Here is a 14,638-nt window from a genome sequence, read left to right on the forward strand (position 1 = left end):
CCTACCGCCCCTTGCTCAGCCATTCCTCCAGCGTATCCGGCCGCTCGCCGCGCTCCGGCGCACGCTCCGGTTCGGCGAACCCTTCGGTCAGCATCTGCGCAACGCGGCGGTCGCGCAGCGCCACCGAGCGCTCGCCGATCACCACCGCGATCAGCCGTCGCCCGCCGCGCTTGGCCGAGGCCGCCAGCGCGAATCCCGCCTCGGCGGTATAGCCGGTCTTGATCCCGTCGGCGCCGGGATAGGCGCCGAGCAGGTGATTGTGGTTCTGCACGCGCCGCCCAGCCCAGCTGAACGATCGCGTGCCGAAGGCGGCATAGCGGCCGGGATGGTCGCGCAGCAGCGCCATCGACAGCCGCGCGATGTCCTGCGCCGTCGTCAGATTGGCGCCGGGCAACCCGGTCGCATTGGTGAACGACGTATCCTGCAGCCCCAGCGCCCGCGCCTTCTGCGTCATCATCCGCGCGAACCGGTCCTCGGTGCCGCCGATCCGCTCGGCGAGCGCCACCGCGACATCGTTGGCGGAGATCACCGCGACCGCACGGATCGCCTCCTCGACCGTCATCGACGCGCCCGGCCGCATGCCGACCTTTGACGGCTGCATCGCCGCGGCATAGCGCGAGAAGCGCACCGCATCGCCCGGCCGCAGCGTCCCCGCATCGAGCGCGTCGAAGGTCAGGAACAAGGTCATCATCTTGGTCAGCGATGCCGGCCGGCGGACGATGCCGGCATTCTCCGCGAACAGCACCGTCCCGTCGCGCGCATCGACGAGGATCGCCGACACCGGCCGCGTCACCGCCGCCGCCGGCACCGCCGCGGCGAGGCCACCCAATAAGACCAGGGCGCCGCACCAGCCATGGACCGTGCGGCGCGTCACCATCGTCATGCCGCGTCCCTTATTGCGGAGCCTGGTCGTTCGGGACTGCGGTCTCGTCGCGCGCCGGCACCTCGTCGCGCGTCACCCGCGCGGTCATGCCGGTCGCATCGGCGTCGTCGAGCACTTGCGCGTCGGGCTTGATCGGCGCCTCGGGCGGCGGCTCGATCGCGGCGGCGGCATTGGCGTCCGGCGTCGGCTCGGGGATCGCGCTGGGCGTCTCGACCGGCGCGATATCGTCGGTCGCATTGGTCATCGGCTGGTCGAGGCCGAGCGCATTGTCGTCCATCGGCCCCTCCGGCTCGGAGCGCGAGCAGGCGCTTACCGCCAGCAGCCCGGCGGCCAGCGCCGCCACCGTCATCGTCCTGGTGCGAAAGCTCATCGTTTCCCTCGTCATCGTGCCGCAAGTGCCTGACGCGCCGAGCGCGCCTCGATCTTCGCCGCCAGCGTCCCGTCCCAGCCATAAGGATCGTCGCGGAAATTCATCTGGCCGCTGCCGCTGGCGAATGCGGTCCAGTAGAGCAGATAGACCGATACCGGCTTGGTCAGCCGCGCGCGGACCGTATCGCCCTTCGCCACCGCCGCGTCGATCGCCTCCGGCGTCCACGCCGGATCGCCCTTCAGCAGCAGTTGCGCGAGGTCGGCGGGCTTCTCCAGCCGCACGCAGCCGTGGCTGGCGAGCCGGCTGAAGCTCGCGAACTTGGCGCGCGACGGCGTGTCGTGGAGATAGACCGAAAAGGCGTTGTCGAAGTCGAATTTGAACCGCCCGAGCGCGCTCTGGTCACCGGCCACCTGTTGCAGGCGGGTGCCGTCGATCACGCGGAAGCCGTTGCGCTTGAAATACCCCGGATCGCGCTTCTGCTTGGGCCACAATTCCTTGGTGGCGATCGAGGTCGGCACATTCCACGGCGGGTTGATGACGATGCTGTGGATCGTCGAGGACAGCATCGGCGTCTCGTCGCCCGGCCGGCCGGTGACTGCACGCATCGACATCACCGGCGCGTCGCCGTCGAACACGGTGAGCACCGCCGCGGCGATGTTCACCTGGATGCGATCCTTGGGCAGGTCCTGCGGCAGCCAGCGCCAGCGCTCCATATTCGCCATGATCTGCCGCACCCGCGCCGCGGTCGGCACGTTCAGCGCGGCGAGCGTCTGCGTCGAGACGGTGCCGGTCGGGTTGAGGCCGTAGCGGCGCTGCGCGCGGCGCACCGCCTCGACCAGTTCGGCATCGAACGTCGATCCGCTGGTCGCGACGTCCTTGTCCTCGACCGCGAGTCGCTGGCGCAGCGCGACGACGCGCGCGCCGGTGGCGCCGAAGCCGAGATCGGGGCCGCCCGCCAGCGTCGGCCAACCCCCTGCCGCGGCGATGCCGCGATAACGGTCGAGCCCGAGTTTCAGCCCGTCATAGCCGGCGTAAGGCGGCGGCAGCGCCGCGAACCAGGCGGCGATCCGGTCGCGCTTCACCGCGTCGGCGAAGCCGGGCAGCGGGTCGAACACCGGCGGGCGCAGCCCCCAGTCGCGCTGGAAATCCGTTTCGGCGAGCCGCCCGGCATGGACCGCACGGGCATGATCCAGCGCCTCGCGGACCAGCGCATCGCGCGCCTCGGCGGTTGCCGTCGGCGGCGGCACCAGCGCCAGCCCCTGCGCCATCGTATCCTTGCCGAGCAGCTTGGCGAGCTGCGTCGCCTGCGCCTCGGTCAGTTGCGGCAGCGGCACCGTCGGCATCACCACCGGCGGCACGACCTGGACCGCCGGCACCGGCACGGGCACCACCGGCGCCGGCGGCGTCACCTGTGCGGAAACCGGCACCACCGGCAGGAGCATCGTGGCCATCATCACCGCCGCAGTCGTTCGTCTCATCATATTCCCCCGGGCAAACGCCCTCGTGGAGTCCGTGGCACCGTGCACCTCGCTCTAGGCTGAACGGGATGGCGCTGACTACGGCAACCGCCTGATTATTTACGATATGGTTGTCGGGATCGTAACCGTCCGCGTCGACGCAGCGCGCCAGCGCCGAGCCCACAAAACCCGTCACCCCGGACTTGTTCCGGGGTCCACCCGTCCGCCAGAGCAGCGTTCGAGCCTCAAGCGGTTCTCCTCGCCGCACGGTGGACCCCGGAACAAGTCCGGGGTGACGGGGAGAATGGGGCCAGTATACGCCCGATCAATAGCCCGCGTAGTCGCTGAACTTGGTGATCGTCGGGTCGAATTTCAGCACCACCTTGCCGGTCGAGCCGTGACGCTGCTTGGCGACGATCAGCTCGGCGAGGCCATAGACGCGCTCCATGTCGCTCGCCCATTTGGCGTGATCCTCGAACACCTTGGCCTCGTCGCCCTCCATCGGTCGCTTCGGCTCGCGCTGCCCGGTGTAATAATCCTCGCGGAACACGAACCAGACCATGTCGGCGTCCTGCTCGATCGACCCCGATTCGCGAAGGTCGGAGAGCATCGGCCGCTTGTCCTCGCGGCTTTCGACCGCGCGGCTGAGCTGCGACAGCGCCAGCACCGGCACGTTCATGTCCTTGGCCAGCGTCTTCAACCCGCGCGAAATCTCGGAGATCTCCTGGACGCGATTCTCCTTGCCGCCCTTGCCGCCGCTGGTCAGCAGCTGGAGATAGTCGACCACGACGAGGCCGATCTCGTTGTTGTGGCGCCGCTGGAGACGCCGCACGCGCGTGTGCAGCGCGCTGATGCTGAGGCCGCCGGTATCGTCGATGAACAGCGGCAGCGTCTCCAGCTCCGCCGCGGCCGCGGCGAGCTGGCCGAACTCGGCCTTGCTGATCTTGCCCATGCGCAGCGATTCGGAGCTGATCCCCGATTGCTCGGCGAGGATACGCGTCGCGAGCTGGTCGGCGCTCATTTCGAGGCTGAAGAAGACGACCTTGGCGCCGACCGATTCGCTCGGCGGGATGCCGTCGGCCATGTCGCGCATCCAGCGCCGCGCCGCGTTGAACGCAATATTGGTTGCGAGCGAGGTCTTGCCCATGCCCGGACGGCCGGCGAGGATCATCAAGTCGGAATGGTGCATGCCGCCGATCTTGGCGTTGACGCTGTCGAGCCCCGTGGTGACGCCCGATAGGTGGCCGCCCGAATTAAGCGCGCGCTCGGCCATCTTGACCGCCATCGTCGTCGCCTGCGCGAAGGTCTTGGTGGCGTTTTCCGCGCCGCCGTCGCCGGCGACCTTGTACAGCTCCTCTTCGGCCAGTTCGATCTGCGCGCGCGGATTGACCTCTTCGGACGTGTCCATCGCCCGCTCGACGAGCGTGCGGCCGACGCTGACCAACGCGCGCAGCATGGCGAGATCGTAGATCTGCGTCGCGAACTGGCGCGCGCCGATCAGCCCGGCGCCCGAGCCGGTCAGGCTGGCGAGATAGGACGGCCCGCCCAGCTCGCGCATCCCCTCGTCCGCCTCGAACATCGGCCGCAGCGTCACCGGCGTCGCGAGCATGTCGTTGACGCGCAGCGTCTTGATCGCCGCGAAGATGCGGCCGTGGACGGGTTCGTAGAAATGCGCCGGTTCGAGCCGGTCGAGCAGGTCGTCGGCGAGCCGGTTGTCGATCATCATCGCGCCGAGCATCGCGGCTTCGGCTTCGACGTTGCGGGGCAGCTGGAGCGGTTCGGCGGGAGTCGCCGGAATCGGGAATGCGAGTGTGGCCATGACGCCGATCATACCCCCGCGCGGCCCCGCCGGACAAACTCGTAATTGTCGTGATCGGCATCGCCCACTATCGGACGACGATGGCCGACCCGCGGATCATCGACGTGACGCTCGACGAGCACAGCATCGGCTGGCGCTCGGCCGACGTCGAGCAGGAGCGGCGGATCGCGATTTTCGACCTGCTGGAGGGCAATCATTTCGCGCCCCAGCGCGTCCATGCCGATGGCTATGCCGGCCCCTATCGCATCACGCTCGAATCGGCGGAGGGACGGCTCGGCATCCACATCCACCGCGAGGATCGCAGCCATCTCGAGACGCTGGTGCTGGCGCTCGGCCGCTTCCGCCGGTCGATCAAGGACTATTTCGCGATTTGCGATAGCTATTACCAGGCGATACGGGCCTCCACCCCGCAACAGATCGAGACCGTCGATATGGCCCGCCGCGCCGTCCACAACGAAGCCGCCGAAACGCTGCGCGAGCGGCTCGCCGGCAAGATCGACGTCGATTTCGACACCGCCCGCCGCCTGTTCACGCTGATCTGCGTGCTGCACCTGCGCGGCTGATGGCATCCTTCCTTCTCAAGGCAGCCGGAGCGCTCGTCGCGGCCGGGGCGATCGGCATCGGCGGCTGGAGCTTCGCGACCGGCTGGCATCCCGCCGCCAGCCAATATCCGTTGCAGGGCCTCGACCTGCCCGAGAATCCCGGCGCGATCGAATGGGGCACGGTGCGCGCGCGCGGCGCCGACTTCGCCTATCTGGTCGCCACCTCCGGCAAGGACCGCCGCGATCCGGGGTTCGAGGCGAACTGGTCCGCGGTGCCCGAGGCGGGGCTGCGCCGCGGTGCGGTGCACCTCTATTCGCTGTGCCAGCCGGGCGCCGACCAGGCGAATGCGTTCAACGCCTTCGTGCCGCGCACCGCCGACGCCTTGCCCGCCGCGGTCGACGTCGACTATCGCGCCGATTGTACCGCCCGGCCCGAACGCGCCGACCTCGTCCGCGAGCTGCGCACCTTCATCACGATGGTCGAGACGCACACCCGCAAGCCGGTGCTGCTGCGCCTCAGCAAGCCCGTCGAGTCGGACTATACGATTTCGGCGGCGATCGAGCGCCCGGTCTGGGCGACCGCCAATCTCTTCCCCCCCGCTTATGCCGCGCGTGCGTGGCGGATGTGGCGCGCGAGCGACATCCGCCGCATCGACGGCATCGAAGGCCCCGTGAACTGGGACGTCGTCGCACCATGACCCAAGACCCCATCGAAACCCCTGCCCGCCTCATCGCCGCCGCGCGCGAGGCGGCGCGTCACGCCCACGCGCCATATTCGCGCTTCGCGGTCGGCGCGGCGCTCCTGATGACCGACGGCAGCCTGATTACCGGCGCCAATGTCGAGAATGCCAGCTACGGCCTGTCGCTCTGCGCCGAGACGGTGGCGATCGCCACCGCCAGCGCCGCCGGCCGGCTGCGCGAGGTCGTCGCGGTCGGGGTGATCGGCGGCGCGATGGATGCGGACGGCCGCGCCACCGGCACCGCCCCGGTTAGCCCGTGCGGGCGGTGCCGCCAGGTGCTCAACGAGGCGGCGCAACTCGGCGGCCGCGATCTCGCGGTCCATTGCGGCGGGGCCGAAGGCGACGCGATCGCCAGCTACCGATTGTCGGAGTTGCTCCCGCACGCCTTCGGCCCGGCGAATCTGGGGATCGGCTAGGCCCGACGGAGGCTGGGTCTCGTTGGGTGGAGGTTACGTGATGACGTACGACCACCTTCCCGACACGACCCAGACTTCGTGAAACGTCCGCAAAAGACTATTAGTGCTCCCGCGCAGGCAGCGCCCAGGAGTCACGCGCGCAAACATTCGGTGTCTTGCCTGGCCCTGGATTCCCGCTTTCGCGGGAACACTGGAGGGGGGGGATGCCCTTCGCCGGGGTAAATCGGGGTCCCACCAAGGCCCGACCACCCCGTCCAATCAGCCGGCAGCCGGCACCATCACCGGCAATTGCACTTCGGCGCCGGCCGCCACACCCGCCGCGTCTTGGTCCGCACCGCCGGACGCCGCGTATAGGTCACCGCATCCTCATAGGTTTCGGTGGTCGTCGTCGTCACCACCGGTGCGCTCTGCACCACGACGGTGGTCGAGGATGCGCCCGGATAATAATAGCCGCCGCGATAATAGCCGCCGCTGCCGCTCGACGTCGTCACCGTCGTCGTCCCGTCGGCCGAACGCCAGGCCTCCCCGCCCGGCGCGTAGCCGACCGGCGGGGGCGGTGGCGCGCGATCCGGTGCGACCGGCACGTCATAGTCGCGGCGATAGGCCGGCGGCGGCGGCGGCTCGCGCCGATCCTCGGCACGATCGATCGCATAGCCCGCGGCGGCGCCGACGCCGGCACCGATCACCGTCCCGCCGAGGCGGTTGCCGCGGCCGGCGATCACATTGCCCGCGACCCCGCCAGCGGCCGCGCCGACCACGGCGCCACCCAGACCATCGTCGCGTCGCGCATAGCTGCGCGGCTCGTAGCTCCGGTCGTCATAGCCGCGATCGTCGTAGCCGCGATCGTCCGGCGCATAGCCGTCGCCGCCATAACCGTCCCAATCGATGCCATCACGCGTGTCGAACACCGATCCGCGCGCGTCGATCAGCACCGCATCGTCGTAATAGCGCACCCAATTGTAACCCGGCATCGGCCGGCTCAGGCCATAGCCCTGCCAGTCGGTGACGTAAAAGCGCGGGGCGACCCAATAGCGCGGCAAGGCATAGCCGCGGTACGGCCTGCGATAGGCGCTCCAGCCGCCGGGCGCGTTGGCGCCGCCCCACCAGCGACCACCGACCTTGCTGCCCCAACGCGATTGACCCGCGGGGGCGGCGACCGGCCGACGGTAGCCGCCGCGCGGCGCCTGCCACGACTGGATGGTCTTCGGCGGCGCCACGCCCACGACCGGCGCGGGATAGCCGGCCCCCGCGCGCTGGCCGTCGGGGCCATGGGCGATCACCCGCTGCGCATCCGCACCGCCGGCGGCACCCAGCACCAGGCCGGCCGTCGCAATCCACCACGTCCGCATCGTCTTCTCCCTGCTGCCCGTACGCCGCCCCCGACGCCGACGGTTAACGTCACATTAGCAATCAGCCTATCATTTCACCCCCGGAGTCGCCAGACCGCCGGCAGTCCCGTTTCGGATCAAAGGGTTCGGCTCGCCAACAACGCCGCGAGCGCCTCGCAGCCGGCGGCATCCTCGGCATCGAAGCGCGCGGCTTCCGGACTGTCGAGATCGAGCACGCCGACCAGCATTCCGTCTCGGACGATCGGCACCACCAGCTCCGACCGGCTCGCCGCGTCGCAGGCGATGTGACCGGGAAAGGCATGGACGTCCTCGACCAATTGCGTCGTCCGCGTCGCCGCCGCGGTGCCGCACACGCCCTTGCCGAGCGCGATGCGGATGCACGCCGCCTTGCCCTGGAACGGCCCGAGCACGAGCTCGTCGCCGACCAGCCGATAGAAGCCCGCCCAGTTGAGGTCCGGCAGATACTGCCAGATCAGCGCCGAGGCATTGGCCATATTGGCGATGGCATCGGGCTCATCCGCGGTCAGCGCATCGAGCGCCGACAGCAGATCGCGATACAGATCGGCCTTCGAGCCGGCGGAGATGTCGAACTGATACATGCCGCGCGATGTAGGGGCGATACGGTGCAACGCATATAGGCGTCCTGTCGGCACCGCGCTTTCCAAGCCTTCTCCGTCACCCCGGACTGGTTCCGGGGTGACGTACCTGATGAGGAAGCCGATCGATCCTCACCGGTCACCAATATGCGAAAGCGACGGAGGGCATCCCCCCTACTCCACCCGCACCCGCCCGCGCCCGGCCTTCACGGAGCTGCGCCCCTTCTTCTCGTCGACCCGCCGCGCCTTCGCCGATTTGCTCGGCTTGGTCGGCCGGCGCTTCTTCGGCACGATCGTCGCTTCCTGGATCAACGCGACCAGCCGCTCGCGCACCTCGCGCCGGTTCATTTCCTGCGACCGATTGCTCTCGCCGCGCAGCGTCAGCACGCCGTCCTTGCTCAGCCGCGATCCCGCCAGCACGCTCATCCGCGTCTTGACCAGATCGGGCAGATTGGGCGAGCCCCAGACGTCGAAGCGCAGCAGCACCGCGCTGTCGGTGGTGTTGACGTGCTGCCCGCCCGGCCCCGACGAACGCGTGAAGCTCTCCTCCACCTCGCGCTCGTCGATCGCGATCGATCGCGTCACCTGGATCAGCGGCACGGCGGGTCGCCTAGTCCGCCGGCGCCGCCGACACGATCCCCGGCCAGACGCCGAACCGCTCGGGCAGCGGCGCCTCGGCGACGATCGGGTCCTTGTTGGCGCGTAGCACGGTCAGCGCCGCCGCATGCAGCATCATGCCGCCCGGCTCGCCGGCGCCATAGACGGGATCGCCGACCACGGGCAGGCCGAGCCCGCTCGCGGCATGGACGCGGATCTGGTGCGTCCGCCCGGTCGTCGGCCGGAACTCGACCAGCGCGCGGCCGTCACGCGTGGCGAGCAGCCGCCAGGCGGTGCGCGATGCCTTGCCCTTGGGGTCCTCGACGATCCGCCAGCCCTCCTCGCGCGTGCTGACCTTGCCGAGCGGCATCTCGATCACGCCCTCGCTTGCCTCCGGCACGCCAGCGAGGATCGCGAGATAGCGTTTCTCCACCTCGCCGCGCTCGAACGCCTGCTGGAAGCGCGCCTGCGCCTTGGGATTGCGCGACAGCAGCAGGCAGCCGCTGGTGTCGCGGTCGAGCCGGTGCACCGCGGTGGGCCAGCGCTGGAAGCCGAACTTCAGCGAATCGAGGTGATTCTCCAGACTGAGGGAGCCGTCGCGCGGTTTGTCGACCGGCAAGCCCGCGGGCTTGTCGATGACCAGAGCCTCGCCGTCGATGAACAATACGCGGTCGCCATGCATGAGAAACGCCTTGCCACTCCCTGCCCGTCCGCGCCAGAGGCGCGCGATGCGTCGCGCCGCTCTTCTGCTCGCCACCATGGTTCTCGCCGCCCCCGCGACCGCGCAGGTCTGCGCCGGCGCTTCGGCGAGCATGGCGCGCGACGGCCGCGTCTACGGCCACCTTCCCTACGGCGACGCGCCGCCCGACGAACTGGTGGCCGCGCCGGCTGGCTTCGCGCTCAACGGCTGCATGGTCCGCCGCGACATGATCCCCGATCTCGAGCGGCTGCTCGCCGCGGCACAGGGCGATCCGGCGGTGATGGGCCAGCTTCGCGCGCTCTCCTGCCACCGTTCGATCATCCGTCAGGCGAGCGTCTTCTGCCGCGAACATCCCGATGCGGGCGGCGATCCCGACGCGACCCGCGCGATTTCCGTCGCGCCGCCCGGCCACAGCGAACATTCGACCGGCTATGCGCTCGATTTCGCGGTCCGCCCGGCGAACGGCTGCCCCGATGCCGAGGCGTGCATGGCGGCGACGCCGGCGGCGCGCTGGCTGGTCGCCAATGCGCCGCGCTTCGGCTTCGAAATGTCCTTCCCCGGCGGCAACAAGCAGAATGTGAAGTGGGAGCCGTGGCATTGGCGCTGGGTCGGCACCAGCGCGACCGCGCCGGGCGCCGCCCGCGCGCGCTTCATCTTCGCCAAGGCACGCGCGCAATTTCCCGCCAACCCCGCGGTCGATGGCGCACGGACCATCGCCAGGGTGCTGCCGATCGTGTATGTCGCGCTACCGGTCTGGCCCGCGCCCGAGCCGAAGAAGAAGCGTCGCCGCTGACGCACGAGGAGGGTCCATGTTCGTCGACTTCCGCGACCAACCACCCCCACCCCGTTGGGAACCCAAGCCGCCGCCGCGCCGCCTGACCCCGCGGCAACGCAAGACGATGGAGGTCGTCGTCGGCGTCAACATCGTGCTGCTGCTGATCGCGCCGCTCGGCGGTGCCACCATCCTGCAAGCGATCGGCGCGCTGCTGCGCTGACCGCGCTATGGACCAGTGCCCGCCCCTTCCGAACGGGAGGGCTAGCGCATATGGCTGCGGTGATGAGGCTCGACCGGTGTCCTTATGGGATTCGTCACCCCGGACTCGTTCCGGGGTTCACCGGCCGCGAGAGAACGGCGTCGAATCAAGCCTTTCTCCCCGCCGCGGGGTGGACCCCGGAACAAGTCTGGGGTGACGGAGTGGGCTTGGAAGTTGGCGCGCTTCATATGCGATAGCCCTGCTTCCGAGCGGGAGGGCAAGGCTTGATGCCCAGACGGCCATGCCGATCGCCGACACGTCCCCATTCCATATTGGCTCCATGACCGACCCCATCACCTACTCCTCCGGGTGGCCGATCACGCGACCTTAACCACGCCCGGAATACCCCGGATCGTCATGGGCCGGATAAGTCTCATTGCGGCAGACGCAGCTCCGGGCACGGCGGCAAAAGCATGGCGGCGGCCAGCGAACCCGGTGATCGCGGGGTTTGCAGGCGTCGTGCTGATGATGGTGGTCGGCTGGCTGTCGGGGCAGGACTATAATTGGGACCTGCTGAATTATCACTTCGCATCGCCGGCATTGCTGTTGAGTGGGCGCTACGACGTCAATGTCGCGCCGTCGGGGCTGCAATCATGGTTCAACCCGATCGGCTATGTTCCCGCCTTTCTGGCGATAACGTCCTTGCCCCCGTGGCTGGCGTCAGCCGCGCTGGCGGCGGCGAGCGGGCTGAACGCGCCGTTGATCTATCTCATTGCCGACGCGGTCGCTGGAGATCTGCCGCGCGAGGCTCGGGTGCGGTCGAGCTATGCCTGCGTTGCGATCGGGATGAGCGGCGCGATCATGTTCGGCGAGGCGGGAACGACCTTCCTCGATTCGACGCTCAGCATCGCCGTTCTAGGCGCGATCTACGCGGTGATCGTCGCCATGCGGTCCCCTGATCCCGCCAGAGCCCAGCGCTACGTCGCCGTTGCCGGAATCTTGATGGGCGCGGCCTGTGGGCTGAAGCTGACGAACGTGCCGTTGGCGATCGGCCTCGCTGGGGCCGTGACAGCCTGCGTGCTCGTTCGCAGGCTGTCACCGGCGGCGGTCGTCGCTTTGACGATCGGGGGCGCAGCCGGATTTGCGCTGACCGGGGGATGGTGGGCGTGGCGGATGTGGACGATGTTCGGCAATCCGGTGTTCCCGGTCTTCAATCAGGTGTTCCGGTCCCCGTTCGCGCCTGCCTCGCCGGTGATCGACACGACCTTCCTGCCGCGGGACTGGTCCGGGATCGTCACTTATCCCTGGCATTGGCTGATCGGCGACAGGACGCCGGGGACCGAAGTGCCGCTGGTCGATCGACGTTACCCCATCGGCCTGTCCGCTGCCATATTGGTCGCGATTGGCTGCATCGTTCGCCGCGATGATCGGGACGGGCGGTCCAGCGCAGCGCTGCTGGTCGCGACGTTTGCCTTGGCCACCTATCTCGTGTGGCTATTCGCCTTCGCCATCCTGCGCTATCTCGTGACAATCGAAATGCTGAGCGGCGTGATGGTCCTTGCAGCGCTCCGAATATTGCCGCCGGTTCGTGATCGCTGGACGCCGCGCGTGATGATCGTTGCGGCGGTCCTCCTGTCGATGACGACGCATCACGCGGGATGGGGGCGGGCACCGTTCACCGCGGACTGGTTCGGCGCGCGGGGAATGACGGCGCTTCATCGCACTGGAACGGTCTATGTTCTGCCGGGTGATACGCCGCTCGGGTTCCTGATCCATGCCCTTCCCGACGACGCGCGCTTCGTGCGGGTGGGCGGGACGTTTCCGCTGACACGTGGCGATTTGCTGGGTGCGCGGGCGCTGAGCATGATCCGGGCGGCCCCCTTCGTGCGATCGCTGGCGGAAGCGCCGACCGACGCAGCGGGGATCGCAACGCTCGGCAGGTTCGGGTTGGCGATCCGACCGGGCACATGCCGCCCCATCCAAACAAAGACGGGACGCGTGGAAAGTTGCGAGCTTGCGCTTTCTGGCCCGGCAGGACGGTCAGATTAAAGCACGCCTCGGCTCAGAACTCGGCTGGCTCATCCTCCGTGTCCGGCCACACTATCTGCGTCGGACCGGGTGGCGGCCGCTATTGCAACGCCAGTGGCGGCAACGAGCGATATGGGGTCTGATCGACGATAGGAGACGCCCCGCCGTCCGTAGTGACACAAGCTGGCGGGGCGCCGGGCCGAATTGCCTTGGCGATCGCAATACCGTTATATGGTTAAGACCCGCCTAACGCACGTTTGGCGCCCTGCACGGCGCCCGCGTGGGCAGGAACCACGCTGGCAATCACTGCGTCGGGAACAGCGGGAACAAGGCCCCTGCCCTACAGACGTGAACGGCTCGCGAACCCCGCAGCCTATTGCCGGATATACCGGAAATACCACATTTTAGGTTCTGATGGCGTCGATACCGTTGGTTTTCGGCGACTTTTAAAGGTATCCCAACTTGGAATTTGCGGGTGAGCAATCACCAGATAATCACGCATCGTGATTTGGAAGCGCTCGTTCGCGAGTTGACGATGAGCGCCTCACCTTCGTGCGTTGATCTGCCGGCCCTTTACTCGCTTAGTAAGGCGCATGACGAAGTCACAGGCGAAACGGCATCATTGGTGGCCCGAGTGCGTGTCCAAGCACTGGGCAGACGCGAACGGCGGCGTACATTGGCTAAAACCGGATGGCCACGTCCAGCGCGCGAAGCCGTCGAGCTTCGGAGTGATTGGGAACGGTCACTTCATCAAAATGGGGAACAGCGAAGCGGAGAGCTGGCGTAACAACAACTATGAGGGTGAGTTCCAAAAGGCCGATGATGCCTTTCCACGGGTGATCGCGTGGCTCGACAATCTAGATCGCTCCGGACCGCCATTCGAGCGGCAACAGTTGGAACGAGTGCTCAGGCAGCCTGCCACCACGGAGGAGATGTCAGCCCTGTTCGCCTCGCTGGTATCGCTGGCTATTCGCAGTCCGATGCATCGAGAGCGTTCGGTTTCTCTTGCTGAGTCGTTGCGAGGACCGCTGCCCGAACGCGAGCGCAACACGCTTATCGGTGCTAACATGCAAAGGTCACAGCGTGTCCTGACTAAAAATATAGGCAGCAAAGGTAAGGCGCTGGTCCTATTTTCGCCCGAACGTGAATTCATCTACGGTGACGGCTTTTATCACGATCTTTATCCGCCGGCCGAGCATACCCACCATTTGACAATGCTCGTGCCTATTACACCGTGGATCAGCGTGCTTTACATCTGTCCGCCAAGCTACCGGGTAGAGCCGCGGCTAGCGACTATGACGGTGAACCGCGCAGAGGACGACGCCTTAAACAAGGTCGTGCAAGTACATGCGCGCTCGATGGTGTTTTATCGATCTGAGAGGCCGATTATCGAAGAAGCATTCAGCCGATCAGAGCATCTGCTTTACCGCGATGATTTCAATCCGGTGGACGCTTTTGTTCGGCTGATCCCAGGCATCCACCCCACTGAAAGCCTGCTTGCCAGTTTCGGCGGCATCTTGAGATCATGACTTCTCACATCAGTAGGCGGCACAGTCGCCGCTTCAACTTGAAAATAGGTTTAAGAAATTGCCGTTGCGGCGAGAGCGAGACTCCGACGGAAGTTCGCACTAAGCTCGGGCGATGCCAACGCGTCCTCAGTTTTCCGTTTATATCGACGAGGCAGGCGATCCCGGGGTAAAGGCCAAGTTGCCTGCCGGCGCCTCCGAGTGGTTCGTCGTCTCGGCCGCCGTTGTCAGCGCCGAGCGAGATGGCGACGTCGTAGACTGGCTACGCGATATGCGAGAGGCCGTTAGAATGCAGCAGCGGCAGACGTTGCATTACCGCAATCTGAGCCAGAGCAACCGTGAAAGGGTGTGTCGCATGCTATCTACGAAGCATGTGCGCCTATTCTCCGTCGCCAGTCACAAGACGAACATGCGCGGCAGACGGAACCCCCGCATCGGAAAGGCTATGGGCCGCGACGAATTCTATAATTGGTGCCTACGGCTACTGCTCGAGCGCGTCACGTCCTGGTGCAGCCGGCGAGCCCAAATTGACAAAAGCGACGACGCTGCGGCGCGCATCGTTTTTAGGGCTCAGACTCATTCACAGCCAGAACGCGAGAGCTGTTGCGAGCGCCACGCCTGAGAGGAAGTTGGCGGCAAGC

The 14,638-nt window shown here is 67.4% G+C and carries 16 protein-coding genes and 1 pseudogene; 8 read left to right on the forward strand and 9 right to left on the reverse strand.

Annotation, left to right across the window (positions count from 1 at the left end; genetic code table 11):
- Window position 1: 1 nt before the first annotated feature.
- From AC07UH_RS15395 to AC07UH_RS15410, 4 genes are all read right to left on the reverse strand, one after another.
- Window positions 2-883 (reverse strand): D-alanyl-D-alanine carboxypeptidase family protein, encoded by an 882-nt coding sequence (locus AC07UH_RS15395; protein ID WP_137897938.1) that lies wholly within the window; start codon window positions 881-883, stop codon window positions 2-4.
- Window positions 884-893: 10 nt separating this feature from the next.
- Window positions 894-1,253, reverse strand: coding sequence for a hypothetical protein (locus AC07UH_RS15400; RefSeq protein WP_249340556.1), 360 nt, complete (start codon window positions 1,251-1,253; stop codon window positions 894-896).
- Window positions 1,254-1,264: 11 nt separating this feature from the next.
- Window positions 1,265-2,731 carry a L,D-transpeptidase family protein gene (locus AC07UH_RS15405; protein WP_495180927.1) on the reverse strand — a complete coding sequence of 489 codons (1,467 nt, stop codon included), beginning with the start codon at window positions 2,729-2,731 and terminating at the stop codon, window positions 1,265-1,267.
- Between the two features lie 304 nt (window positions 2,732-3,035).
- Window positions 3,036-4,529 (reverse strand): replicative DNA helicase, encoded by a 1,494-nt coding sequence (locus tag AC07UH_RS15410; protein ID WP_052075808.1) that lies wholly within the window; start codon window positions 4,527-4,529, stop codon window positions 3,036-3,038.
- Between the two features lie 80 nt (window positions 4,530-4,609).
- Here AC07UH_RS15410 and AC07UH_RS15415 point away from each other — a divergent pair, with 80 nt between their 5' ends.
- From AC07UH_RS15415 to AC07UH_RS15425, 3 genes are read left to right on the forward strand one after another with little or no spacing between them, the layout of a single operon-like run.
- Window positions 4,610-5,092, forward strand: coding sequence for a UPF0262 family protein (locus AC07UH_RS15415; RefSeq protein ID WP_038662250.1), 483 nt, complete (start codon window positions 4,610-4,612; stop codon window positions 5,090-5,092).
- The gene (locus AC07UH_RS15420; protein WP_495180928.1) at window positions 5,092-5,769 is read left to right on the forward strand and encodes a GH25 family lysozyme; all 678 of its coding nucleotides are present in this window, start codon (window positions 5,092-5,094) and stop codon (window positions 5,767-5,769) included. The genes AC07UH_RS15415 and AC07UH_RS15420 overlap by 1 nt, the downstream gene beginning before the upstream one ends.
- Window positions 5,766-6,227: a cytidine deaminase gene (locus tag AC07UH_RS15425; RefSeq protein WP_495180929.1), complete on the forward strand. Its 462-nt coding sequence runs from the start codon at window positions 5,766-5,768 to the stop codon at window positions 6,225-6,227. The genes AC07UH_RS15420 and AC07UH_RS15425 overlap by 4 nt, the downstream gene beginning before the upstream one ends.
- 258 nt (window positions 6,228-6,485) lie before the next feature.
- On the opposite strand, the gene AC07UH_RS15430 is transcribed toward AC07UH_RS15425, so the two are convergent.
- The 5 genes and pseudogenes from AC07UH_RS15430 to AC07UH_RS15450 all read right to left on the reverse strand — a co-directional run bounded on the left by AC07UH_RS15430 (window position 6,486) and on the right by AC07UH_RS15450 (window position 9,451).
- Window positions 6,486-6,539 carry a hypothetical protein gene (locus AC07UH_RS15430; RefSeq protein WP_495180942.1) on the reverse strand — a complete coding sequence of 18 codons (54 nt, stop codon included), beginning with the start codon at window positions 6,537-6,539 and terminating at the stop codon, window positions 6,486-6,488.
- A 344-nt stretch (window positions 6,540-6,883) separates the two neighbouring features.
- Window positions 6,884-7,576, reverse strand: a pseudogene (locus AC07UH_RS15435) (RcnB family protein); the annotation flags it as partial.
- 116 nt (window positions 7,577-7,692) lie between these two features.
- Window positions 7,693-8,175 carry a GAF domain-containing protein gene (locus AC07UH_RS15440; protein ID WP_038662263.1) on the reverse strand — a complete coding sequence of 161 codons (483 nt, stop codon included), beginning with the start codon at window positions 8,173-8,175 and terminating at the stop codon, window positions 7,693-7,695.
- 171 nt (window positions 8,176-8,346) lie between these two features.
- Entirely contained in the window at window positions 8,347-8,772 is a 426-nt protein-coding gene (gene arfB / locus AC07UH_RS15445; protein WP_495180930.1) for an alternative ribosome rescue aminoacyl-tRNA hydrolase ArfB, read from the reverse strand.
- Between the two features lie 10 nt (window positions 8,773-8,782).
- Window positions 8,783-9,451: an RluA family pseudouridine synthase gene (locus AC07UH_RS15450; RefSeq protein ID WP_495180931.1), complete on the reverse strand. Its 669-nt coding sequence runs from the start codon at window positions 9,449-9,451 to the stop codon at window positions 8,783-8,785.
- A 46-nt stretch (window positions 9,452-9,497) separates the two neighbouring features.
- On the opposite strand from AC07UH_RS15450, the gene AC07UH_RS15455 reads away from it, so the two are divergent.
- The 5 genes from AC07UH_RS15455 (at window position 9,498) to AC07UH_RS15475 (ending at window position 14,619) form a co-directional block, all read left to right on the forward strand.
- Entirely contained in the window at window positions 9,498-10,262 is a 765-nt protein-coding gene (locus tag AC07UH_RS15455; RefSeq protein ID WP_137897931.1) for a M15 family metallopeptidase, read from the forward strand.
- A 16-nt stretch (window positions 10,263-10,278) separates the two neighbouring features.
- Window positions 10,279-10,464, forward strand: a complete 186-nt coding sequence (locus AC07UH_RS15460; protein ID WP_038662272.1) for a hypothetical protein — start codon at window positions 10,279-10,281, stop codon at window positions 10,462-10,464.
- Between the two features lie 504 nt (window positions 10,465-10,968).
- Window positions 10,969-12,492 carry a hypothetical protein gene (locus tag AC07UH_RS15465; protein WP_495180932.1) on the forward strand — a complete coding sequence of 508 codons (1,524 nt, stop codon included), beginning with the start codon at window positions 10,969-10,971 and terminating at the stop codon, window positions 12,490-12,492.
- Window positions 12,493-13,064: 572 nt separating this feature from the next.
- Entirely contained in the window at window positions 13,065-14,000 is a 936-nt protein-coding gene (locus AC07UH_RS15470; RefSeq protein WP_495180933.1) for a DUF4238 domain-containing protein, read from the forward strand.
- Window positions 14,001-14,112: 112 nt separating this feature from the next.
- Window positions 14,113-14,619, forward strand: coding sequence for a DUF3800 domain-containing protein (locus AC07UH_RS15475; protein WP_495180934.1), 507 nt, complete (start codon window positions 14,113-14,115; stop codon window positions 14,617-14,619).
- Window positions 14,620-14,638: the final 19 nt, after the last annotated feature.

The organism is Sphingomonas sp. GW821-FHT04B01 (genome assembly GCF_059420425.1).